The organism is Bradyrhizobium sp. WCU1 (assembly GCF_053474805.1).
This window is the reverse complement of the sequence record NZ_CM130280.1, coordinates 3,578,314-3,601,705: the sequence shown is the minus strand read 5'-3', so window position 1 is coordinate 3,601,705 and position 23,392 is coordinate 3,578,314. Positions and strand designations below refer to the sequence as shown.

21 protein-coding genes and 2 tRNA genes are annotated in these 23,392 nt (G+C 65.3%); 8 read left to right on the top strand and 15 right to left on the bottom strand.

The genetic code is table 11. From position 1 onward, the window contains the following. Positions 1-81 precede the first annotated feature (81 nt). Positions 82-157: transfer RNA gene (locus ACTUWL_RS16730), tRNA-Ala, on the top strand. Positions 158-297: 140 nt separating this feature from the next. Here ACTUWL_RS16730 and ACTUWL_RS16725 read toward each other — a convergent pair. The 7 genes from ACTUWL_RS16725 to ACTUWL_RS16695 all read right to left on the bottom strand — a co-directional run bounded on the left by ACTUWL_RS16725 (position 298) and on the right by ACTUWL_RS16695 (position 8,118). Further along, complete coding sequence (locus ACTUWL_RS16725) at positions 298-1,107, bottom strand: enoyl-CoA hydratase (protein WP_021078229.1); 810 nt, start codon at positions 1,105-1,107, stop codon at positions 298-300. 116 nt (positions 1,108-1,223) lie between these two features. Beyond that, complete coding sequence (locus ACTUWL_RS16720) at positions 1,224-2,039, bottom strand: glutamine amidotransferase (protein ID WP_021078228.1); 816 nt, start codon at positions 2,037-2,039, stop codon at positions 1,224-1,226. 161 nt (positions 2,040-2,200) lie between these two features. Further along, positions 2,201-2,980 (bottom strand): SDR family NAD(P)-dependent oxidoreductase, encoded by a 780-nt coding sequence (locus tag ACTUWL_RS16715; protein WP_021078227.1) that lies wholly within the window; start codon positions 2,978-2,980, stop codon positions 2,201-2,203. Between the two features lie 227 nt (positions 2,981-3,207). Continuing rightward, on the bottom strand, positions 3,208-3,711 hold the full coding sequence (locus tag ACTUWL_RS16710; protein WP_021078226.1) for a tellurite resistance TerB family protein: 504 nt from the start codon (positions 3,709-3,711) through the stop codon (positions 3,208-3,210). 118 nt (positions 3,712-3,829) lie between these two features. Continuing rightward, positions 3,830-5,239: an adenylate/guanylate cyclase domain-containing protein gene (locus ACTUWL_RS16705; protein ID WP_021078225.1), complete on the bottom strand. Its 1,410-nt coding sequence runs from the start codon at positions 5,237-5,239 to the stop codon at positions 3,830-3,832. Between the two features lie 34 nt (positions 5,240-5,273). After that, positions 5,274-6,659: a cytochrome P450 gene (locus tag ACTUWL_RS16700; protein WP_021078224.1), complete on the bottom strand. Its 1,386-nt coding sequence runs from the start codon at positions 6,657-6,659 to the stop codon at positions 5,274-5,276. Between the two features lie 85 nt (positions 6,660-6,744). Further along, the gene (locus ACTUWL_RS16695; protein ID WP_021078223.1) at positions 6,745-8,118 is read right to left on the bottom strand and encodes a branched-chain amino acid ABC transporter permease; all 1,374 of its coding nucleotides are present in this window, start codon (positions 8,116-8,118) and stop codon (positions 6,745-6,747) included. A 151-nt stretch (positions 8,119-8,269) separates the two neighbouring features. Between ACTUWL_RS16695 and ACTUWL_RS16690 the strand changes: the two genes are divergently transcribed. After that, on the top strand, positions 8,270-9,949 hold the full coding sequence (locus ACTUWL_RS16690; protein WP_021078222.1) for an MFS transporter: 1,680 nt from the start codon (positions 8,270-8,272) through the stop codon (positions 9,947-9,949). A 124-nt stretch (positions 9,950-10,073) separates the two neighbouring features. Here the strand turns inward: ACTUWL_RS16690 and ACTUWL_RS16685 are convergent, their stop codons facing one another. Beyond that, positions 10,074-10,289: a cysteine rich repeat-containing protein gene (locus tag ACTUWL_RS16685; protein ID WP_021078221.1), complete on the bottom strand. Its 216-nt coding sequence runs from the start codon at positions 10,287-10,289 to the stop codon at positions 10,074-10,076. A gap of 104 nt (positions 10,290-10,393) precedes the next feature. Then, positions 10,394-10,699, bottom strand: coding sequence for a hypothetical protein (locus ACTUWL_RS16680; protein ID WP_021078220.1), 306 nt, complete (start codon positions 10,697-10,699; stop codon positions 10,394-10,396). A 217-nt stretch (positions 10,700-10,916) separates the two neighbouring features. On the opposite strand from ACTUWL_RS16680, the gene ACTUWL_RS16675 reads away from it, so the two are divergent. Then, complete coding sequence (locus ACTUWL_RS16675; protein WP_021078219.1) at positions 10,917-11,969, top strand: polysaccharide deacetylase family protein; 1,053 nt, start codon at positions 10,917-10,919, stop codon at positions 11,967-11,969. Between the two features lie 247 nt (positions 11,970-12,216). Further along, positions 12,217-12,678: a hypothetical protein gene (locus ACTUWL_RS16670; protein ID WP_146160376.1), complete on the top strand. Its 462-nt coding sequence runs from the start codon at positions 12,217-12,219 to the stop codon at positions 12,676-12,678. Positions 12,679-12,856: 178 nt separating this feature from the next. Here ACTUWL_RS16670 and ACTUWL_RS16665 read toward each other — a convergent pair whose 3' ends face one another. After that, on the bottom strand, positions 12,857-13,351 hold the full coding sequence (locus tag ACTUWL_RS16665; RefSeq protein ID WP_021078217.1) for a hypothetical protein: 495 nt from the start codon (positions 13,349-13,351) through the stop codon (positions 12,857-12,859). 466 nt (positions 13,352-13,817) lie between these two features. On the opposite strand from ACTUWL_RS16665, the gene ACTUWL_RS16660 reads away from it, so the two are divergent. After that, positions 13,818-14,819: a hypothetical protein gene (locus ACTUWL_RS16660; RefSeq protein WP_021078216.1), complete on the top strand. Its 1,002-nt coding sequence runs from the start codon at positions 13,818-13,820 to the stop codon at positions 14,817-14,819. Positions 14,820-14,850: 31 nt separating this feature from the next. On the opposite strand, the gene ACTUWL_RS16655 is transcribed toward ACTUWL_RS16660, so the two are convergent. The 5 genes from ACTUWL_RS16655 to ACTUWL_RS16635 all read right to left on the bottom strand — a co-directional run bounded on the left by ACTUWL_RS16655 (position 14,851) and on the right by ACTUWL_RS16635 (position 19,868). Beyond that, positions 14,851-15,516, bottom strand: coding sequence for a hypothetical protein (locus tag ACTUWL_RS16655; RefSeq protein WP_021078215.1), 666 nt, complete (start codon positions 15,514-15,516; stop codon positions 14,851-14,853). Between the two features lie 196 nt (positions 15,517-15,712). Beyond that, a tRNA-Thr gene (locus ACTUWL_RS16650) sits at positions 15,713-15,788 on the bottom strand. 108 nt (positions 15,789-15,896) lie between these two features. Then, positions 15,897-17,642, bottom strand: a complete 1,746-nt coding sequence (locus ACTUWL_RS16645; protein WP_021078214.1) for a heme biosynthesis protein HemY — start codon at positions 17,640-17,642, stop codon at positions 15,897-15,899. 20 nt (positions 17,643-17,662) lie between these two features. After that, positions 17,663-18,937 carry a COG4223 family protein gene (locus ACTUWL_RS16640; protein ID WP_021078213.1) on the bottom strand — a complete coding sequence of 425 codons (1,275 nt, stop codon included), beginning with the start codon at positions 18,935-18,937 and terminating at the stop codon, positions 17,663-17,665. A gap of 190 nt (positions 18,938-19,127) precedes the next feature. Beyond that, positions 19,128-19,868, bottom strand: coding sequence for a uroporphyrinogen-III synthase (locus tag ACTUWL_RS16635; protein ID WP_035650881.1), 741 nt, complete (start codon positions 19,866-19,868; stop codon positions 19,128-19,130). 195 nt (positions 19,869-20,063) lie between these two features. Between ACTUWL_RS16635 and tsaD the strand changes: the two genes are divergently transcribed. From tsaD to ACTUWL_RS16620, 3 genes are all read left to right on the top strand, one after another. Further along, entirely contained in the window at positions 20,064-21,137 is a 1,074-nt protein-coding gene (gene tsaD / locus ACTUWL_RS16630) for a tRNA (adenosine(37)-N6)-threonylcarbamoyltransferase complex transferase subunit TsaD (RefSeq protein WP_021078211.1), read from the top strand. Positions 21,138-21,150: 13 nt separating this feature from the next. Next, on the top strand, positions 21,151-22,128 hold the full coding sequence (locus ACTUWL_RS16625; protein ID WP_021078210.1) for an NAD(P)H-dependent glycerol-3-phosphate dehydrogenase: 978 nt from the start codon (positions 21,151-21,153) through the stop codon (positions 22,126-22,128). Between the two features lie 118 nt (positions 22,129-22,246). Next, positions 22,247-23,359 (top strand): alpha/beta hydrolase, encoded by a 1,113-nt coding sequence (locus ACTUWL_RS16620; RefSeq protein ID WP_021078209.1) that lies wholly within the window; start codon positions 22,247-22,249, stop codon positions 23,357-23,359. Positions 23,360-23,392: the final 33 nt, after the last annotated feature.

Sequence of the window (23,392 nt, the reverse complement as noted above, 5' to 3'; positions counted from 1 at the left end):
CCGTTCTTGACTTGGCCTTGGGCGGGACTGTAAATGGCGCCCGACTGACGGCCGGGACACTCAGCAACACCCGGTCGCGATGGGGCCATAGCTCAGCTGGGAGAGCGCGTCGTTCGCAATGACGAGGTCGGCGGTTCGATCCCGCCTGGCTCCACCACGCTTCGCCTTCGGGCTACGCGTGGCGCAGCCGCGCAGAGCCCGAAGGACGAAGCGTGGTGTCCGGCGAAGCCCAAAGGGCGAAGACGGACCGGTCCAAACCCCTCTTCTCCGACGCCTCGCCGCCAGCCCCAATCCCCCTCACGTCCCCGTAAACCGTGGCGGCCGCTTCTCCACGAAGCTCGCGACGCCTTCGCGGAAATCATTGCCCTTGAGCGCGATCTGCATTTCGCGGTTGGCGTCTATGGTAGCCTCGGCGAGGGTCTGGAACGGCACGTCATAGACCTGACGCTTGATCACCGCGATCGCGCTCGGCGAGACGAAATCGGCGAGGTCGCGGGCATAGGCATAGGTGTCCTCGCGCAGCTTCTCCGGCGAAGAGAGCCGGTTGACGAGGCCGATGCGCAGCGCCTCCGCGGCCGACACCCGCCGCGCCGACATCAACAGATCGAGCGCGTTGGCATGGCCGACGATGCGCGGCAGCATCCAGCTGATGCCGTGCTCGGCGATCAGGCCGCGCCGCGCGAAGGCTGTCGTGAACACCGCGCTGTCGGCGGCGAAGCGCAGATCGCAATACAGCGCGTGAACCAGGCCGATGCCGGCGGTAGCGCCGTTGAGCATCGCGATGACTGGCTTCTTGATGGCGGGGTAATAGGCGTAACGCGTCTGCCAGTCGGCGCGGCGGTTCATGTCGAACGGAATGCTCTCGCCACGCCTGACCTCGTTGGGATCGATGCCCTGCAGCGCTTCCATGTCGGCGCCGGCGCAGAAGCCACGGCCCGCGCCGGTCAGGATGATGACGCGAACATGGTCATCGTTCGCCGCCGCCTCCATCGCATGGCGCACGTCGCGCTCCATGATCGCGGTCCACGCATTCATGCGGTCCGGGCGATTGAGCGTGATGGTCGCGATCCGGTCGCTGACCTCATAGAGGATGTGCTGATAGCTCACGGCGATCTCCCTGGCCTTGTTGTTATGAATTCGCACGGCGATACGAGCCACGCGCGGCAGCCGACAGTAGCACATCCATCAGAATGAAAAGGGCGGCGCGAAATTCCGCGCGGCGGCTATTCCGCCGCCTGCAGCAGCATCGGCCGCGGCACGCGCGCGATCCAGCCGTCGATGAAATGCTTCAGCCACGCGCGCTCGGCGGCATCATGCACGGCGCGCCCGGCGAAGTGCTGATGGACCGGTTGCGCGCCCGGCGAATCCAGCCGCGCGCAACCGCGCGTGGTCCAGCGATGCATCATCGCGTAGGTCACATCGGGATGGAATTGCAGGCCGAAGGCGTTGCCGAACTGGAACGCCTGCACCGGGAAATCATCGCCGGTCGCAAGCAGGTCCGCGCCGTCGGGCAGTCGAAAGCCCTCGCCATGCCAATGATAGACGCGCGCCGGCCAGTCCGGGCAAAGGGCGCGGCCCGCGTCCGTCGGACTGACCGGGTAGTAACCGACCTCGACACGGCCCTGCGGATGCGGCGCGACGCGCGCGCCGAGTTGCCGCGCCAGCATTTGCGCACCGAGGCAGATGCCGAGGAACGGACGCTGCTCGCGCAGCGGAACGGAAATCCAGTCGATCTCGCGCCGGACATAGTCGTCGGGATCGTTGGCGCTCATCGGGCCGCCGCAGATCACCGCGCCGGCATGCATCTCGAGCGTGTCGGGCAGCGTATCGCCGAAGCGCGGACGGCGGATGTCGAGGGGGTAGCCCAGCGCACGCAGCGCGTTGCCGATCCGGCCGGGAGTCGAGGTCTCCTGATGCAGCACGATCAGCACCGGCCTTAGCGCAGCCTGATCCGAAACCTGATCTACCGGCGTGACCGCGGTCGGCCTTCGGTTTGCGAAGGGTACCACGACACGGCTTTGGTCAGACCGGAACGACATTGCCTCTGCTTGAAGGTTTGGCCTCTGCTTAAGGATTCGGCACGTAAGGTGCGATCATAGCTAAGTGCTCGTTAACATCGTGTGAGTTTGCGCACACACGCGCGAAGCAAATCGCGGGCCAGAGACAGCCTTAACGACGACCGAGGGAACGCTTCAGGGGGCTAGCGCTTGCGGAGCTGAAAGCCGCCGACCGCCGACAGGATGAACGAACGCGGAAACAGCCGGAGCAGGAACGGCACGACCTTGATGAAGGCGCCGGGCAGCACGGCGCGCTTGTTGGCCATCAGGCCGCGATAGGCCTGGCGGGCGACCTCATCAGGCGCAACGTTGAGGATCGCGGAATCGAATCCCGGGGCAAACCCTGCGCGATCCTGGAATTCGGACGGCACGGGACCAGGGCAAACCACGGTAACGCGCACGCCTTTCGGCGCCAGCTCACAGCGCAATGCCTCGGAGAATGAAAGCACATAGGCCTTGCTGGCGTAGTACACGGCCATGCCGGGGCCCGGCAGGAATCCCGCGATCGAGCCGAGATTGAGGATGCCGCCGCGATTGCGGATCAGCTGGTCGGCGAAGCGCAGCGTCAGGTCGGTCAGCGCACGGATGTTGACGCTGATCATGTTGAGCTGTTCGGCACGGTCACGCTCGACAGCGAGGCCGAACAGGCCGAAGCCGGCATTGTTGACGAGATATTCGACCTCGACCCCGGCCTCGGTCAGGGCCTGCGCGATCCGGTCGCCCGCATCGGTCTGCTGGAGATCGCAGGGGATCACGATCGGGGCCGCGCCGCCCTTGGCCCCAAGCTCGTCGGCGAGCGCAGTCAGGCGATCGGCGCGCCGCGCCACCAGCGCCACGCGGTGCCCCTTTGATGCAAACACGCGCGCCAGTTCGGTGCCTATGCCCGCCGATGCCCCGGTTATCAGCGTCACACGCTCAGTCACGTTTCAAACTCTTACTGCAAATTCTAGTGAGGTTCCCTGCGGGGCGACGAGAGCATAGGCATGCGGTGCGACGCAAGCCGTGTATGGGCTTGTGGATAGCGGCTGAGGCGCTGGTTTCGGGACGAAACTACCGATTTTCAGTCGGATCGCCCCCGATCGCGGCGGAAATTAAAATTTCGTCATCCGTGATGCCGGCGACGATGCACCCGCTTGCGCAGCCGACCCTGTCAAATTGCCGCGTCTGCCGTGCCCCAGGGGCCCTTCGGCAGCTCGGCCTGCTTCTCGGCGACCCTGTGCTTGAGGTCGATGCGGTCGCGCGAGGAAATGCCGAGCAGGTCGGCGGCGCGCCAGACCACATTGTCCTCGAACTCGCTGACCTGGCCGTCGGCATAGACCAGCTCCCACATCATCTCGACGATGCGCAGCCGCCCCTCCTCATTCACCGAGCGCATGATCACGCTGGTAAAGTGATAGAGATCCACGGCCTCGCCTTCGACGCGCATCGCGGAAGCGATCAACTTGTCGGCGGTGCCGGGATCGAGCTGGAAACGGCTCTCGATCAGGCTGTGCAGCTTGCGCGTCTCGGTCGGCGTCGGCTCGCCGTCCAGCGAGACGACATGCACCAGCAGCGCGGTCGCCGCCAAGCGATAGTCGCCGTCATCGAAACTGCGGTCGGCCCGGGCATCGGGGGAGACGATATCGGCAATGAATTGGCGGAGTCCGTCGAGCATCGCTCTCTCTGTCGAATGAAGCTGAAACCTATATGGCGTGGAAACAGAACCGGCGCAATCCGCGCAGGTCCCCGCTGCGGCATTACGTTTCGGCAAGCATTACGTTTCCGCAATATGACTACGGTATCTCGTACACCACGAGCTTGTCGGCAATGCCGCGCAATGCCGCTTCCTTCTGGATCGGCTTGATCGCGGCGCGATCGAGGATGCCTGCGACTTCAGCCGATTCCATCACCGGCTGGGTCAAATGGATTTCCTGTGACGTCGACAGGCTCTGCACCCTGGCTGCAATGTTCACGGTCTGGCCGAAATAGTCCTGCCGCTCGTTCAGCGTCACCGCGAGGCACGGCCCCTCGTGGATGCCGATCTTGACGATCAGATCCTCCTTGCCGCGCTCGGTGTTGAGCTGCTTCATCGCGGCCCGCATCCGCAAGCCTGCCGACAATGCATGCTCGGGCCGGATGAAGGTCGCCATCACGGCGTCGCCGATCGTCTTCACGACCGCGCCGCGCTCGGAAGCGATGATCTCGAGCAGCGCGTGGAAATGCGCGCGCACCAGATCGAACGCGGCGAGATCGCCGACCCGCTCATAGAGTGCGGTCGAACCCTTCAGATCGGTGAACAGGAAAGTCAGCGCGGTGATCTTCAGCCGCTGGTCGCCGGTGAGATTGTCGGCCTTGAACACGTCGCGGAAGGTCTGGTTCGACAGCATCCGTTTCGCGGTGAGGATCGGCTTGCGCTTGCCGACAAGCTTGTGCAGCGGATCGCCGGCGACCCACACCGAGGGCAGCACGCGAACGTCGGCGTGATTCTCCAGCGAAAGCCGCAGCGGCCCCGGCCGCATCGTCGAGGTGCCGGTCGGCGCATGCGTTTTGTTGAACGCGATCGAGAATTGCTGACGCTCGGTGGTCGGCTCGCCCTCGATGGCGAAGAAGTGCGCCGAATGTGTCACCGGCTCGAACACGATGATGAACTCGTTGGGCAGGTTGAGCGACAGGATCGCCTTTTCGCCGGGCGGCAGCTCGAGCCCCTCCAGCGTGACCTCATTGATCAGGGTCGACACCGAGCTCTCGTCGAGCTCGATCCCTGAACTCCAGAACACCTGGCGGAAGTATTCCCAGATCGGCAGCGTGTTGGGATCATGCGCGGCGATGTGGCGGACCCGCGGGCTGACGGTGAAGGCGACCTCGACCAGCTCGTCGACTGAGACCTCATAGCCGGCCGCGCACAACGCGCAATTGTAGTCGTCATGACGCAACGATTTCAGCGTGGTGTGGGCATCGAGCACGCCGCCGCAGCCCGGACACAGCACGTTCCAGCTCATGTCGAACAGGCCGAGCCGCGAGGCGTGCAAGAAGCCGGAAATCGCCTTCTCCTCGTCGAGCCCGGTGCGGCGCGAGAAATCCAGCACGTTGATGCGATTGAGCTCGCGATCATCGCCATCAGCGATCAGCTGCTGCATGGCGTCGACGACGGCCGGATCGGCCGTCTGCCTGAGGACTGCGAAGTGGGCCTGCGTGTCGCTCATGGTGACCACCTATGTTGGGAGACGCCGCGCACGGTCAGCGCGGCTTGATCGTGAACACCGGCGATCGGTTCGGCTGTGTCGTCACCACGCCGATCGGAATCACCGGATCCTTGTCCGCCAGCGCGACGCGGAACGCGCCGATGATCTTCGCGAGCGCGAGCGTCGCCTCGACCAGCGCGAAATGCGCGCCGATGCAGACCCGCGCGCCGACGCCGAACGGCAGATAGGCGAAGCGATCGGGCGGTGTTCCCGTCATGAAACGCTGTGGCACAAAAGCATTCGGATCGCGCCATAGCTTCTCATGCCGGTGCAACAGCCACGGCGCGATCAGGATTACGTCATGCTTCCTGACCGGACGGCCCTCGATGGTGTCGGGACCGCCCGCGGCACGCGCGATCAGGAACGCCGGCGGATAAAGCCGCATGGTTTCGTCGATCACGGCGCGGGTGAACTTCAGCTTCTCGAAGTCCAGCGCGCCTGAAGTCGCCACGTTCCTGACTTCTGCTTCCAATTGCTCCTGGGTCTCTGGATCGAGCGCCAGCAGATAGAGCGCCCAGAACAGCGCGGTCGCGGTGGTCTCATGGCCGGCCAGGATCATGGTCGCGACCTGGTCGCCGAGCTGGGCATCGGTGAAGGCCTGACCGGTCTCAGGATCGCGCGCAGCGCCCATCAGGTCGAACAGGTCGCGGGCCGGCGCATTGTCATCCTTGCCGGCGGCGCGGCGCTCGGCCATCAGCTGGCCGACGAATGCGGTCCAGCGCTTGCGGAAGCGGGCGCGCCGGAAATCCTGCGGGGTCGGCCAGTTCAGGGGCAACAGCAGGTCCAGCATATGCGGCCGCGCCAGCGTGTCGCCATACTCCATCACGAAGTCGCGCAGCGCGGCGCCGTGGCGGTCCATGCCGAACGAGAACATGGTGCGGCCGGCGATCTCCAGCGTCATGCGCTGCATCACCTCGCGCAGATCGACCGGACCGCCGCTCGCGATCTTCAGCCTGCCGATAGTCTCGTCGACCGCCGCGATCATGTAGGGCACCAGCGTCGTCACCGCGCGCGGCGTGAACGCCGGCGCCAGGGTGCGGCGCTGATGCTTCCACGCGCGGCCCTCGGCGATCAGCAGTCCCTCGCCCAGCATCGGACGCAACACACGGAGGCCGGCGGGCGTGCGGGTGTAGTTCTCGTAATTGTCGACCAGCACGTGGCGGATCGCATCCGGCGTGTTGAGGATGAAGCTCGAGTGATTGAGGAAGCGGCCCTGAACGATGTCGTCCTCATAGGCGCGCTGGCCCCAGGTCTCGATCGGCGAGTTGCGCATCACCCGCATCCGCTGGAACGCGCCCATGTCGGCGGGGGCGCGCGGCGGCGCCGGCGGGACCAGGGGCCGCCGCGTGACCGTGATATCGTAGACTTCAGCTATGCTCATGGTCCTCGCTTCCTGCCTCACGCAACGGCCGATCCGGCCATGCGATCCCGGCGCCGTGAAGGCGCGCGGACCCCTTCCACAAGACCTAATAAGTCAGCTCGGCGACTGCAATCCGGTTCTCCGACGCCGGCCAGCTCCGCATCACAATGCGCTCGGCGTTGAAGATTGCGGCAACCGGACGTCCGATCTCGGCCGCGGTGAGCCGCAACGTCGTCACCGCGTCGGTCGGCACGCCGGATTTGACGTCGGCCGGCTCCTTGCCGTCGAACAGCACGATATCGCGCGGTAATCCGAAATAACCGCGCGGCCGCGACATCAGCACGACGGCGCCTGCACCGGCATCGGCCGGCAGCATGGGCCGCGCGGCGCGCAGATGCACGATGTCGGAGGAGCGCGGAAACGGCGAGCGATAGATATGCGTCGTCACCGCATCAGGCGAGGTCAGCACGAATTCGAGCGACCAGGACGGATCGACCTGCGCCGGCCCCCACCGGCCATCGGCGCCGGTCTGCGAGCTGTGCAGCGGGCCGCCGAGGCGCTCGCCGGTTTCCGCCGACACATGATAGATGTCGACCACGGCGCCCGGCACCGGCCGGTTGGTCGGCACGCCGCCGGGCGTGCCCGTGACGAGGCCGCTCAGCCGCACCGCCGTCTCCGGCACGATCTCGATCCGCGACGGCTCACGTCCGGCGATGAATTTGTAGATCTCGCGAAAGGCGCGCGGATGATACGCGGTCTCGCGATGATCGACCGCGCCGAGCACCAGATTGGTCGCGCCTTTCAGCGCCGGGCCGTCGGTCGTGACGTTGGTCGGCGTGCCCGGCTTGCCGATGAAGCGGCCGTCGGCCTGCGCATATTTGTCGAGCCCGTCGCTGCGCAAGGTCAGGAACGCGGTGCCCGCGGTCACCTCGCTGTCGCCATCGTTCAGCCCGCGCAGGAACGGACCGCGCCCGTTGAACTCGTTGCCGAGGCCGTCGTCGGATGCATAGACGCCGTGATTGGGCGTGCCGCACAGCACCGCGTGGCTGATGTCGCCGCTGCCACCATTCTTGATGGTGTTGCGGATCGCATTGCCGCCGCGGGAATTCCCGACCAGCGCGATCCGCGTGGCGCCGCTGGTCTGCTTCAGCTCCCTGACCGCCTCGGCGAGCGCGCGGCGCTGGTCCTCGGTCGAGGAACGGCCCGCCTGCTCGACCTTGTCGTCGGCGCGCGCCAAGGGATCGGTGAAGTTGATCGCGGCCATGCGCTCGCGCGGCACGCCGTTGGACTCCATCCGCCACAGCGTCGTCATCCAGAGCGCGGCATGATCGCCGTTGCCGTGCACGAACAGGATCGGCGGCAGGGTCGGCGGAATGTCGCCGGCCGGCGCCGGCTGGGCAAAAGCCGGGGCGGCGAGGCGGCCCGCCAGCAGCGTCAGGGCGCCGGCTCCTTGAAAAAATCTCCGCCGCGACAGCGCCATTGATCCCCTTCCCCAAGCCTTTCAGGGCTTTAGCTGTGTCCTACAGCCCGCGAGGATACCGTAATCGCTGGACAGGACACGCGTTTGCCGGGCATCAGTTGATGCAGCCGGAATCATTCAACAAACCATAGCAGGCCAACCGGAACCGGATATGACCGAACCGCCGGATCGACCAGACCGTATCACTGCACCGTTGCGGCATTCAATCTTCAGGCGGATCTGGCTCGCGAGCCTGCTCTCCAACCTCGGCATCCTGATCCAGGGCGTCGGCGCCGCCTGGGCGATGACCCAGATGACCGCGGAGGCCGACAAGGTCGCCCTGGTGCAGACCGCGCTGATGCTGCCGGTGATGCTGATCTCGATGCCGGCCGGCGCCATCGCCGACATGCATGACCGCCGCATCGTCGCGCTGGTGTCGCTGGCGATCGCGCTCTCCGGCGCGACCACGCTGACGGTGCTGGCCTGGCTCAATCTGGTGACGCCGAACATCCTGCTCGCGCTGTGCTTCGTGGTCGGCAGCGGCATGGCGCTGTTCGGCCCGGCCTGGCAATCCTCGGTCAGCGAGCAGGTGCCGTCGGAGACGCTGCCCGCCGCGGTCGCGCTGAACGGCATCAGCTACAACATCGCGCGCAGCTTCGGTCCTGCGATCGGCGGCATCGTGGTGGCCTCCGCGGGCGCCGTGGCGGCGTTCGCGGCCAACGCTGTCCTGTACCTGCCGCTGCTGGTCGTGCTGTTCCTGTGGAATCGCGTCAGCGAACCGTCGCGGCTGCCGCGCGAGCGGCTGAACCGCGCCATCGTCTCCGGCGTGCGCTACATCACCAATTCGCCGTCGATCAAGATCGTGCTGACCCGCACCATGGTGACCGGCATCATCGGCGGCTCGGTCTCGGCGCTGATGCCGCTGGTGGCGCGCGATTTGCTGCATGGCGGCGCGCAGACCTACGGCATCATGCTCGGCGCCTTCGGCATGGGCGCTGTGATCGGCGCACTCAACATCAGCGAGATCCGCAGCCGGCTCAGCGGCGAGGCCGCGGTGCGGACCTGCGCGCTGCTGATGGGCGTTGCGATCGCGATCGTCGCGGTGAGCAAGCAGCCGGTGATCACCGCAGCCGCGCTGGTGGTCGCCGGTGCGGTATGGATGCTGGCCATCGCGCTGTTCAATATCGGCGTGCAGCTCTCGGCGCCGCGCTGGGTCGCCGGCCGTTCGCTTGCGGCGTTTCAGGCCTCGATCGCCGGCGGCATTGCGATCGGAAGCTGGTGCTGGGGCCGCATCACGGACCTCGGTGGTGTCGAGACGGCGCTGTTGATCTCCGCCGGCCTGATGCTGCTGTCGCCGCTGCTCGGCATCTGGCTGCGGATGCCGCCGGTCGGCGCGCGCAACGAGGACGCGACGGTTGCCCTGGCCGATCCCGAGGTGCGGCTGCAATTGACCGCGCGCAGCGGGCCGCTGGTGGTGGAGATCGAGTACCGGGTGGCGCAGGACAAGGCGCGCGCCTTCCACAATGTGATGCAGGACGTGCAGCTGAGTCGCCAGCGCAACGGCGCCTATGGCTGGTCGATCGCGCGCGACATCGCCGATCCCGAATTGTGGACCGAGCGCTATCATTGCCCGACCTGGCTCGATTTCCTGCGCCAGCGCAACCGCGCCACCCAGATCGAGCGCGAGCTGCACCAGAAGGCGGCCGACTTCCATATCGGCGCGGATCCGATCCGGGTGCGGCGGATGCTGGAACGGCCGTTCGGCTCGGTCCGCTGGAAGGACGAGACCCCGGATCGCGCCGCCAAGGAGGTGATCCCGGTGGTCGCGACCGCGGCGGGGAGTAGTACGTAGACTCCGTCGTCATTCCGGGACATCGCGCAGCGATGGGCCCGGAATCCATCGGGCCGCGAGTCCAGCGTTGGAATGGATTCCGGGCTCGCGCCAGGCGGCGCGCCCCGGAATGACGATGATGGCGCTACTGCCCGTTGTCGGTGAGCGTCTGCTGGCAGGCCTTGCTGAGACGGCTGCGATGCTCCTTCAGGCAGGCCAGCACGACCTGATCGCCCTCGCCGAGATGGGCGCGGCAGAACCGCGAGGCATCGCGCGAGCAGGCATCGCGCCCCTGCTGCTGTGCTGAGACCGCTGACGTCAGCAGAACCAGCGGAACGGCGGCGAACAGAAATCGGGTCATCACAAAGCCTCTAAGGAATGCGACGCTGGTTCTATAGCGTTTCAGGGCGGCAAAGAAGCCCTGCGGCTTCGCCGCCCACGGCGAAGTCCATTGGTGCACTGCAATCACTCGGCGGCGGCCCGGCGCTGGGCCGCGAGATCGCGATCCAGCACGACGCGGCAGCCACTGGTCAGCTGGGAGCGGTTCTTGACCATGCACGCCGTGATCTTCGGGATGTTCGGGATCTCGGAGCTGCACAGGCTGAAGGCGTCACCGGTGCACATCTGCTGCGCCTCGGCGCTGAATGCGAAGCTCGCGCTCGAGGTCAGCGACGAGACGCTCGCCGCAACCGCCAGCACGACGGCGGTCCTGCGAACGCCACGTCCAAGTGCTCCGCCCCGAAGAACCCGGCCTTTGAAAATGGTGGTCATGATCGGCTCCCATCGGCGCCACCGATCGCGGCGCCCGTTGTCTGATGTCCGATCCTGCTTGAGCGCGCACCCGATGACTGTGACGACCATCACGCATCGGTAAAGCACGCTTTTTCTTGCGGTCCTGGCGCCTTGTTGGGATCGCGTTAAGACCTTGTTGGCATTAATCGCTCGTTACGGCTGTGGCGTATCCTTAAGTCCGAGAGAGTGTGTAGCGATGCGTAGTGCGTTGGGCCTGATGCTGGCCAGTGTTGTAGCGGCGATCGTGATCGCCGGCGTGTGGTTCTGGACCTCCTCCCCGCGTGCCGACGCGGCGCCTCCGCAGACAACGGCAGCAAGCCAGGCCGATCCGCTGCCCACAGCGGCCAAGCAGGCCGCCAGAGACGATGTCGACACGACCGCCGCGCTCTCGAAGCGCGCCGACGCCACCCAGGCGGCGGCCCCGGCCGCTGCCCCTGCACCGGCGCCCGCTCCGGTCGTGGCGATGCCAAAATGCGCCAATCCCGATGGGCTCGGCATCAGCCGCACCGTCGTGGTCGACACCACAGGCGGCCCGGGCTTCGGCTTCCTGCAGTACAAGCAATATGACTTCCTGACCGACCATGAGGTGGTGCTGACCTTCGACGACGGTCCGTGGCCGACCACGCCCGCCGTGCTCAAGGCGCTGGCGGACGAGTGCACCAAGGCGGTGTTCTTCCCGATCGGCCTGCACACCACCTATCACCCCGATATCCTCCGCCAGGTCGCCGCCGCCGGCCACACCATCGGCGCCCACACCTGGTCGCACGCGCATCTGGCGAGCAAGAAGATCACCGAGCAGCAGGCCAAGGACGAGATCGAGAAGGGTTTTAGCGCGGTGAAGCTGGCACTCGGCGCCAATCCGGCTCCGTTCTTCCGCTTCCCGGCACTGGCGCACACGCCGGCGACCACCGCCTATCTCGGCACCCGCAACATCGCGATGTTCTCGGTCGACGTCGACTCCAACGACTTCAAGTCCAAGAGCTCCGACGAAGTGATCAACAACGTGATGACCAAGCTCGACAAGGAGCACAAGGGCATCATCCTGATGCACGATCTGCAGAAGCACACCGCACAGGCGCTGCCGACGCTGCTGCGCAAGCTGAAGGCCGGCGGCTACAAGGTGGTCTGGATGAAGGCCAAGACCCAGATCGAGACGCTGCCGGAATACGACGCGATGATGGCGAAGACCGAGAAGCCGGTCGCATCGGGCCGGCCGATCGGCAACGTCGTGCAGACGGTGGCCGAGTAACCCCGCGAATACGCCGAACACACTCAACCCAAGGGCGCTCCTGGATCCGATCCGGGGGCGCTTTCGTTCGTGGTGTCGGCGTCGACTACCGGCAGATCACCACGGGCAATGGTGGCGAAATTCCTGCTTCAGATGTACGCAGCCAAAATATCGAAACAACCCCATGCAAAGGAGCTGGCGGGTGCCGGCGCTCGACAAGGCAGCTTGACCCGTCGGGCTGCTCGGGCCCAAGATGCATGGCACCGTGATGAAGATAGGACGCACGGTCTATCGCTCCTCCGTGATCGAACCAATCCTCGCCGCCTTGATGCCGTTCCAGGCCGCCGTCGGCATGCGGCTGGCTTGGCGCTGGAGCGCGGCCGGCGGATGCGTGTTTCAGATCGGCTCCGGCGTGTACCTCCCGGCGTTCATCGTAACCCATCTGAATTCCGCACTCGTCTCCGCGCGGGCCGTGAACCACATAGATACCAATTGGGCGCGTGCGTCGGGGGCACCGACCGGCCTGATCCACGACGCCTGGAGCATCCGCCTGGTGTCGCACTACGCGCTCGGCGTCTTCTTCGTCCTTGCCCATCTCACCTCGGGATTGCGCGGCGTCCTGATCGCGCACGGCGCGGCCACCGCGATCGCCAACCGGATCTGGGCAACCGGCCTCGCCGCGGTCGGACTGGTCGCGGTCGCGAGTGGACTGTGCGGCGCGCGGATCTAGGTGGAAGATGTTCTGGGGTGCCGCAAGAAGGGAACGAAACCCCTCCTCCAAACCCAGCATTTTCCGCCTAAACGCGCTGATCCGCGAGTTTCGTGCCGGGGATCGTGTACCATTGAAAGCGAAAATTGAACTGCCGAGATTAATCCGAAATCTGACCCTGGGTGCTCATCACGCAGCCTTACATGTAGGGCTCGAGCTCGTTGAGTTCGATGCTGCACCTCTTGAGCCGCATGAGATCGCGAAGACGAAGCTTGGTCACCCCACTCTTCCAAAGGCCCTCGATATATTCGTCATCGCTCTCTACGAGTCCGCACCCACGTGCTTCGTAGCATCGGACGATCAGGTTGCGAACGCTGATGCCAGCAATGTCACCGTACAGGGTAACGCCGTCGCGAATTTCGAACAGCTTTTCTGCCTGTCGGGAGGTGAGGCGAAAGTCGCGCAACGCGAGACGCGCCTCAGCGTGCTTCTCGCTAAATTTGAGGTCTTTGCGCTCCTTTGGACTGAGCGCGATAACCTTTTCCGCCTGCTCGACAGTGTCGAGCAGAAATGTCAACTCCCACTCACTGAAGAGATTTTCAGCCACCTTCCTCATCGCGAGAAGGCTGAGGGCAAGGTTACGGACCTTGACCGGATCGCTGCTGACAGCGAGCATTTCGCGAGCAGAGGCCATCGGAGACACCTGTTAACAACATGTGCATGGCTGATGCAGAACTCGACGCGCGAAATCCTCCCTAAGTGATTTGCTGACTTTCAGCAAGGATCAGCGCCCGTAATCACCAGAAACTGCGGGGCGGCGGGAGCAGGCACGGAGCTTGCGCCTACGGTGAGTTCCGTTACGCTTTCAACCTGAGCGGGAGGACCGTGGCGTGCGAGAGCTTGGAAGGGTCAGTGTTGCTGGGTGGCCGACGAGGCCGCCTTCGTCGCATTGAGGAGTGGCGCAGGACGCGTTTCCAGCGACTGCTAAGAGGTTCGGATCGTGAAAGAGCCATCAGAGCAGCGCGCCACTGTCTCGACGTTAGTGCACGTCGCATAGCTGGCGAGGGAGGTCTGATCAGCTAGAACACAAAGGCCCACTACCGGTGTCTAACGGACTTCTTACCTTAATAGCTCTGATACGCCCATTATCCGAGGCAGACATGCCACGTAAGCTTTTCAATATCATCGTAGGCTTCCGAAACTATCTCCGCCGAGAGCCGTCCGAAGCCCATTTTGATAGGGGCGGCATGGCCATTCCGGAGTACCAGCTTCGTCAACGAGAAGTACTGATCCAACGATCGCAAATCGAATTGCATGGACAACGCCAAGTTGCACCGACCCAAGACCCTGCGCCGGACATCGATGCAAGAGAAGCATTTTTTCTGATTTTCGAGGAAAGCGAGTGGCGGGAGAGTCAATTAAAAACAACCATTGATACCTCGAACCTCGTTTACGACTGGCTTGCGCGTCGGCTCGACAACGAAATCCATAAAGCTCTGCGAAACTCGCTTCTCAGTTCTTGGGGCGAGGAATGCTTAGCAGGAACGGCCACTACCCCAGAAAAGCCTATCCCTCCGGACACGTGGGACAAAGTTGAGATCGTATTTGATCGTAGTCATCTTCCACGGACTGCGGCTCACTGGAAGGGTCCCACAAGCCGCGAGTTCGGCCCAATGGCGTGGGTCGGCGTCAGGTTCTCTAGGAACCAGATATTCGGACAATTTCCACTAGTTCAGCGGCCGATCAAGATCATTTTCGACCAAGCTAATCCCAATAGAAGGTTTTGGTCAATCGAACCGATGAGGGACGAAACCGGAAAGCAAATACCCGGAACGTTTTGGGAGTATCGAGCGCTGATAAGGAATATGTCCGCCAAGACTCAAAGGAACGTAAAGGTCATCGTCGAAGCAATCGGACCGATGCCTACTCGGCCGGAGCCGTCACAGTTCGACATCAACAAAAAGCATCTGATCGACTTAAATCCCGGAGAAGAGGCGCTTGTTTTGATACGGCGGTGGTACAACCCGCCTATCGTGGCGGGGATGGCGTGTGGCACAGACGTATATGGACCAATAAAAATGACCGCGAGTGCCGATGACGTTGTACCGACAATAAAGCTTTTTCATTTCGATCCTGAGCGGACACCAATGATCTTCGAGTAGCGCCGATCCAATGATGTAGGTCCTGACATCCTTAAGCACCGATCTTGTGAAACAAAACCTTGCTGACTTTGATAAACACAAGCATCGAAGGGATCGACAAGCAGATAAACCCCGCGAGAAAGAAAATTGCCGCGATCCATCGAGATATCGGGCGAGACCGGTCAAGCATCTCATAGAAGAGGTTCATTCGTATGCGAAGCAATTCGCGTCCGTTCCGCCGCAGTTCCTCTAGATCAGGGTTCGGCCTGCCAAAATAGTACGCGCCATATTCGCTACTGTCTTTGCGCGCGATATCGTCGCCGACCTCCAATTTCCTTTCGATGATCGCTATTTGCTTGTCGCTCACCGACGGTTCGTCGCCCGCGATGTACTCTTCGGGAGAGCCATACCGCTTCACTTCGCCGGGGCATCGTATTGCGAATACGGCTGAGGCAATCGCGATGAATACAAGGCCGACATAAACTGCAAGCAATCGCGTCAATGTATGGTCGGCAGCGTCGTCAAACACATCCTTCGACAGCGTAAGATGCGCAACGATGTCGTCATTCAGCAAGATCAAATAGCCGATCAGCGGAATGAGCACGGTTAGCTTTGCGGCTCGCGAATTGCCGACCGACCGGAGCAAGCTCCATGGCAGTATGACCTTCCCGCGCTTCAAGCCGCTCCTAATCTCGGCTTCGGTCTGAGTGCTGCTCATCGGTCAGGCTCGTGCTGCGGTCGCGTCCATGGTCGACGCGTTTACGGTATATCCAGTAATTGCGGCGCCCAACTTGACCAAGCTCGTGCGCCACCAGATCCACACTCCGCCGTGTAGCAGGATTGGGATCAGCACCTACACGGAGAAACAATTTCCGCCCGGAAGATCGCAAGAATTGAAGGGCTTAGTCTGAGAATGGTGCCGCAAGAGGGACTCGAACCCCCGACCCCGTCATTACGAATGACGTGCTCTACCAACTGAGCTATTGCGGCGAACCGTTCGGCAACGGCCTGAGCTTGCGCGCCACCTGATATCGGGCATGACCCCGATTGGCAAGAAGATGCGGTTATTAAACCGCACAGCCGTTACCTAACCCCGAATTAGCTTCCCAAACGTGACAGAAATCCGCGCCAACCGCCCGCCTGGGCCTTGGGAGGGCCGATTTGTTCCGCAAATTCGTCCACCGGGCCGTCCTCATCGACCCCGGGGTCGTCGGGAGCCCGGACGATCGGAATCACGGCCGGAATCGGCGCCGGCGCCGCCTTGGGCAGATCAGTCCGGGACCGGAACAGCGGGGCCGGGGCCGGGGGCGCCGCCTCAGTGGCCGGGGGTGGAACCGGCTCCGGCGCGGCGGGTTCAGGCGGCACCGGCTCGGCGTCGCTGGCCGCCGGCGCCGGGGCGTTGTCCTGCACGGACGGCGTGGCCGGCTCGACCGGCTTGGCCTCGACCGGCTCAACCGGCTTGGGTGACGGCGGCTCGATGGCCAGCTCCTTGGGCGGCTCGACCCGACGCGGCGCCAGCATCGCCTCTTCGAACGGCGAGGGCTCGATCGCATTGCCCTTGTCGGACGGCAGCGCCGCCACCGGCGTCTGCCACTGGAAGGCATCGAAGCGGCCGGTGACCGGCGACACCGGACGCCAGCGATCCGAGACATAGCCGTCGGCAGTCCACACCGGATCATGCAGCGCGCGCACCGCGCGCAGGGTCCAGGCCCGTGCCCGGCCGCTGTCGCCATGCTCGCTGCGCTCGATCTCGGCCATCAGCAGCGCGACGCGCTGGGTCGGCGCGGCTGTGAACGGCTCCAGCGCCGCACGCGCCTTGCCGAATTCGGCCGCATCTATCGCGGCGCGCGCGATCGCCAGCGCGCCCTCGATGTTGCCCGGCGTCTTGGCCGCCAGCGTCTCGACGCGCACCAGCCGCTGCCGCGCGGAATCGCCGAGCCGGACATGCGAATAGGCGTCGGCGAGATCGGGATGCGGCTGCTTGAGCCACGCGGTCTCGACGATGCGCATGGCGCGGCGCACCTGATGCGCCTCGCTCTCGAACTTCGCCGAGAGCACCGCGGCGGGGATCAGCGTCGGCGCCAGCTTGACGGCCTCCATCGCGCTCGAGCGCGACAGGTCGCGATCGACGGTCTCCAACTCCAGCGCGCGCGCCGTCAGCAGCACGCCGCGCTGCCGCCGATAGGTCGCCTTGTCGATCAATCCGGCCGTCTGGTTGTTGTCGATGATCGACAGCGCGCCGGCCCAGTCACCCTTGGCGCAGCAGAAGCCGAGCACCGCATGCGAGGCCCATGACGAGGACGGCGACATCTTCAGCGCCTCCTCGGCGATCATCACGGCCGCCACCGGATCGTCGGCGCGCTGTGCCTCGATGAACAGGCCGCGCAGGCCGAGCAGCCGCGTGTCGGCGCGCTCGGCCATGGCGCGGAAGGCGCGCTGCGCGCCGTCGCGATCGCCGTCGAGCTGCGCCGATTGCGCGTGCAGCAACAGCGCCAGCGGATCACCTCCGGCGTGGCGCCGCGCCACCTCGGCATGGGCACGCGCCGCCGACGAATCGCCATGCCCGATCGCGAGCAGGCCTTGCGTGATGGCGTGACGGCCGCGGGCGTGGCGCCGCTCGCGCTGGCCGCGTCGGATGCGGCCCGGGATCTTCCACAGTCCGCGCAGGATCATGCCGGCGACCATTGCGACGACGATGACGAGGCCGAGCAGGTACATCGGCTGCCTGGACGTCAGACGCAACCCGCCCCAATTCAGCACGAGATCGCCGGGCTGATCGGCCAACCAGGCGGCACCCGCTGCAGCGAGCGCGATCAGCAGCAGGAACAGAATGATCCGGATCATCAAGAACCTATTGCAAGAAGCTATTGATTGACCGTGGCGAGCGCCGCCATGGCGTTGTCGGCAAATTTACGCGACGCGTCGAGCGCGGCACGGCGTGCGTCCACCCTGGCGAGCCAGGCTTGCGCCGCGGTGCGATCGGCCGGCGGCAACGACTTCAATTCGCGTTCGGTCAATGCGAGATCATTATGCACGGCGGCCGATGTCACGCGCGCGACGATGCTGCCGCGGTCGGTGCCGGTGCCGTCGGTCCGCTCGATGCGGATCAGCTTGGAGGCGCCGGCCTGCAGACGATCGACCAGCCCGGCGCTGGCGGCCGCGGCCTCCGGCGGCGGCGGAGCAAGCTGCGGCACGATCTCGATCAGCTCGCGGCACAGCGCGTTCGGATTCGGCACGCCTGACGCAGCGAAGACTTCGAGCGGCTTCAGCATATCGGGATTGTCGGCGATGGCCTTCGCGGCCTCGAGCGCCGAGCCGTAGGGATCGCCGTGACGCACCGCGACGTCGAGCAGCGAGGCCGCAACCACGCGGCGCAGCGGCACATCATCCGCCTTCGCCTCGGCCTTGGTGTCGGCGATCTTGCCGTCCTGTTTGGCGATCGCGGCGCCCTGCGCCTTCACCGCACCCTCGACCCTGTCGATCCGCGCCGTGAGGCCGGAGATGTCGGGCGCCGCCGCGCCATCGCGCGGCGCGGCCTTCGCGTCATTCACCGCAGCGGCGAGCTTGTCGGATTGCGCCCGCGTCGCGGCGAGCTCGGTACGCAGCACGGCGATCGACTTGTCGAGCGCCTCGAGCCTTGCGGTTGCCGCGGGATCGGCGACCGCAGCGGCTGGCCGGCTCGCCTTTGCTTCGAGCGCGGCCAGGCGCGCACCGAGTTCGTCAACCGTTGCGGCGCTGGGCTGCGGCGCGGACGCCGGCGGCACCGAGGGCCAGCCGAGCAGCCAGCCGACCCCGATCACCAGCGCGGCGGCGACCGCGCCCGACACCGGCGCCACCACCCAGGGCGACACCGGCCGCGGCCGCTCGGCCTCCGGTGCCGCGGAGGCGGCCTCGAGTTGCGGCTCTGTGTGAGGCGCAGGATCGGGATGAGGCTCCGCCCCGGGCGCAGCCGCCTCGCCGGCATGGCCAGCGGTTTCCTCGCCAGTTTCCTTGCCAATTTCCTTGGCGGCTTCCTCGGTCGCCTCGGTCCTTGACGGCTCGCTGGAGATTTCGGTCGCCTGAAGATCAATGGTCGGCGGTGCGCGCTTGGGCCGGGAATCCGGCGAAGGTCCTGGGTCGTCGGGCCTTTCTTCAGCCATCGCGAGGGTCCTCAAAACTACTGGCCGCACATTCTAGAGCATGATCCGATCCGATTGAATCGGATCATGCCGTCATCGAGTTGTTTGGTGGCGTTACCTTAACGCGAACCGCTCCGTCAGGATCGGCCATGGTCTTAGAGCACGATCCGAAACCCGGAGCATTGCCTAACATCATGGTCCGACGAAAGAATTATTCGAGTGACGGCCGCATTGTGCGGTCGAGCGCCTCCAGCAGGGCGTTTTCGTCCGGCCGCGCCGCCACCACCACCTTGGTCGCACCGGCGTCATGGAGCACCGCGGCGACCGCGGCCGAGATGCAGCACTGCGGCAAAGCGAGCGCCGAAATCTCCAGGCCGTCGGCCCGGATCGTGTCCAGGAAGGCCTGCGCGCTGCGCCGGGAATAATGCAGCACCGCTGTGATCCGGTTCGCCATGAAGGCGTCGCTGACCTCCCTTGGAAAGCCGGCCACCGGCGCCATCCGGTAGGTGGTATGGGTGACGACGCTTAACCCGCGCTCGCCCAGTTCACCGGCGAGATCGCGCGACAGGTCGGCGCCGGCGAGATAGAGCAGCGTGGCGGATGCCGGCAGCTCGCCGGCCTTGACCCGCGCGAGCACGAGATCACGCAGGCTCACCGCGTCGCCCTTGGCCACGATCACCTTGTCGAAGCCGGCGGCACGTGCGGCGTCCGCGGTGTGCGTCCCCACCGCGAACAGCGGCAGCGGCATCAGCCGGCTCGCACCGAGATCGACCGCGCGCAGCGCATTGGCGCTGGTCAGGATGACCGCGTCATATTCGGCATCGTCGTCATCATGGAACGGCAACGGCTCGAAGCGCAGCACCGGCGCCGCGAGGGCATCAAAGCCGCGCTGGCGCAGCGTCGCAAGCGTCGCGGCACTATCCGGATGCGGTCGTGTGACAAGGATGGTCAGGGTCAGGCCTCCCGCCTTGCGAATTGGCCCCTGCAGATTGGACCTTGTTGGTCCTTGGCGACCGATTGCACTTTGCGACCTCGCAATGCTACCCCGGAGAGGACATTTGATGGGCATGATCTGGCCGGAAACCGGTTCCGGCCGGTCCGGATCATGCTGGTAGCACAAGGGCCGAAATTGGGACACGAACCGCCGATGCTGGTGTTGGGAATCGAGACCACCTGCGATGAAACCGCAGCCGCCGTGGTCGAGCGCCAGGCTGACGGACAGGCCAAGATCCTCTCCAACGTCGTGCGTTCGCAGACCGACGAGCACGCCCGCTTCGGCGGCGTGGTGCCGGAGATCGCGGCGCGCGCCCATGTCGACCTGCTCGACGGTATCATCGCCTCCGCCATGAAGGAGGCCGGCGTCGGCTACGGCCAATTGTCCGCGGTGGCAGCGGCCGCCGGCCCCGGCCTGATCGGCGGCGTGATCGTCGGTCTCACCACCGCGAAGGCGATCGCGATGGTGCACGACACGCCGCTGATCGCGGTGAACCATCTCGAGGCGCACGCGCTGACGCCGCGGCTGACCTGCGCGCTGGCGTTTCCCTATTGCCTGTTCTTGGCCTCGGGCGGCCACACCCAGATCGTCGCCGTGGTCGGGGTCGGCGAATATGTCCGGCTCGGCACCACGGTCGACGATGCGATGGGCGAGGCGTTCGACAAGGTGGCGAAGATGCTGTCGCTGCCCTATCCCGGCGGACCGCAGGTCGAGCGCGCGGCGGCCGACGGCGACCCGACGCGGTTTGCCTTTCCGCGCCCGATGCTCGGCCGTCCGGATGCGAATTTCTCGCTGTCGGGACTGAAGACGGCGGTGCGCAACGAGGCGAGCCGGCTGGAGCCATTGGAGCCGCAGGACATCAGCGACCTCTGCGCGAGCTTCCAGGCCGCGGTGCTGGAAGCGACCGCGGACCGGCTGACCGTCGGCCTGCGGTTGTTCCAGGAACGGTTCGGCACGCCGCGCGCATTGGTCGCGGCCGGCGGCGTTGCCGCCAACCACGCCATCCGCAGCGCGTTGCAGGATGTCGCGGCGAAAGCGCAGACCACGCTGATCATCCCGCCGCCGGCGCTCTGCACCGACAATGGCGCGATGATCGCCTGGGCCGGCGCCGAGCGGATGGCGCTCGGACTCACCGACACGATGGAAGCGCCGCCGCGCGCGCGCTGGCTGCTCGATGCCAACGCCAAGGCGCCGGCCGGCCACGCCAACAGCCGCGCCGGATATTGAACCGAGGGGTCGGATGCCCGCGCATATGTCAGTCAGCGTGATCGGTGCCGGCGCCTGGGGCACGGCATTGGCCGAGGTCGCGGCGCGCGCCGGACGCAAGGTGACGCTGTATGCGCGCAATGCCGGGCATGCGGCGCGGATCGAGGCGACGCGGGTCAATCCGAAGCTGACTGGTGTCCAGCTTCAGCCCGGCATCGCGGTGACGTCGGATATCTCCGCCGCCGCACGCGCCGACATCATCCTCGCGGTCACCCCGGCGCAGCATCTGCGCGCGGCGGTCGGACACCTTGCGCCGTACCTCGAACCCGACACACCTGTCATCGCCTGCGCCAAGGGCATCGAGCACGGCACGCACAAGTTCATGACCGAGGTGGTTGCGGAGGCCGCACCGCGCGCGGTGCCCGCGATCCTGTCGGGACCGAGCTTTGCCGACGACGTCGCGCGCGGATTGCCTACCGCCGTGACGCTGGCTGCCAAGGATGAGGCGCTTGCACGTGCGCTGGTCCAGGCGCTCGGTTCGGCGACGTTCCGGCCCTACCACACGTCAGACGTGCGCGGCGTCGAGATCGGCGGCGCGGCCAAGAATGTGCTGGCGATCGCGGCCGGCATCGTCGTCGGCAAGGAGCTCGGCGCCTCTGCGCTCGCCGCACTGACCACGCGCGGCTTCAGCGAACTCGCCCGGTTGGGCCGCGCCTGCGGGGCGCGCACCGAGACGCTGTCCGGCCTGTCGGGGCTCGGCGATCTCTTGCTCAGCTGCTCGACCGCGCAATCGCGCAATTTCGCACTCGGCCTCGCGCTCGGGCGCGGCGAAGCAGCGCCGGTCGGCAAGCTTGCCGAAGGCGCGTTCACCGCTCCGGTGCTGTGCGAGCTCGCCGCTGCGCAGAAGGTCGATATGCCGGTGTCGAACGCGGTCGCCGCGATCCTGAGCGGCCGGCTGACGATCGATGCGGTGATCGAAGGATTGCTGACACGGCCTTTCAAGGCCGAGTAGCGCGCGTCACAGGTGCGCGAGGTGGAGCTTCACGATCCGCGCGCGCCGTACTAGCGTGGCGGCGAACCGTCGGATCCCGGTCTTAGCAGTCGAGCAACGGATCCCAAGGGAAAAACACATGCGTCAACCGCAACGCGCCATCGTTCCCATCTGCTTCGCATTCGCCCTCGCCGCCTCGTCCATCACTGCCCACGCCCAAACCGCCGCTTCCTACGACGAACTCGCCAAGAGTGAGGCGGCCGCCAATGCCGACAGCGGCAAGCGGGTCGCGCCGCTCAAGTCGATCGGTAACCCCACCGCTGACGTCTCTCCCGAGATGCAGGCCATGATCGGCACGGCCTATCCGCCGCATTTCAACGCCGACCCGAAGACATCAGCGGAATGGAAGGAGCTGATCGATCGCCGCGCCAAGCAAGCCATCGCGAATATCCCGGCGATGAAGGCGAAGCTCGGCGTCAAGGTCGAGGAGAAAACAATCGCCGGCGTGCACTGCTATGTCGTGACGCCGAACAAGATCGCGCTCGAGAACCGGCGGCGCCTGCTGATCCATGTGCACGGCGGCGGCTACGTGTTCGGCCCCGGCGAAGCCGCGCTGCCGGAAGCCATCATGATGGCGGGCTTCGGCGGCTACAAGGTCATCTCGGTCGACTACCGGATGCCGCCGGACTTCCCCTATCCGGCCGCGATGGACGACGCGATGGCGGTGTGGAAGGAGGTCCTGAAATCGCATGAGCGCCATCGGCTGGCGATCTTCGGCACCTCGACCGGCGGTGCGATGACGCTCGCGATGGTGTTGCGGGCGAAGGATGAGAAGCTGCCTCTGCCCGCCGCCATCGCGCCGGGCACGCCATGGTCCGATATCGACAAGATCGGCGACAGCTACGCCGGCAATGAGTGGGTCGACAATGTGCTGGTGACCTGGGACGGCTGGCTCGGCCGCGCGGCCAGGCTCTATGCCAACGGGACCAGCCTGAAGAATCCCTACATCTCGCCGATCTACGGTGACTTCAAGGGTTTCCCGCCGACCATCCTGACGTCGGGGACGCGCGATTTGTTCCTCAGCAACACGGTTCGCACCCACCGCAAATTGCGCCGCGCCGGCGTGATCGCCGACCTCAATGTCTATGAAGGGCAATCCCACGCGCAATACCAGATGAACATCGATGCGCCCGAGACCAAGGAAGCCTTCACCGATATCGCCAAATTCTTCGATCGATATCTGAAGCAGTGAGCGCTGCCATCGAGACCAGATGCCTGTGCTTGT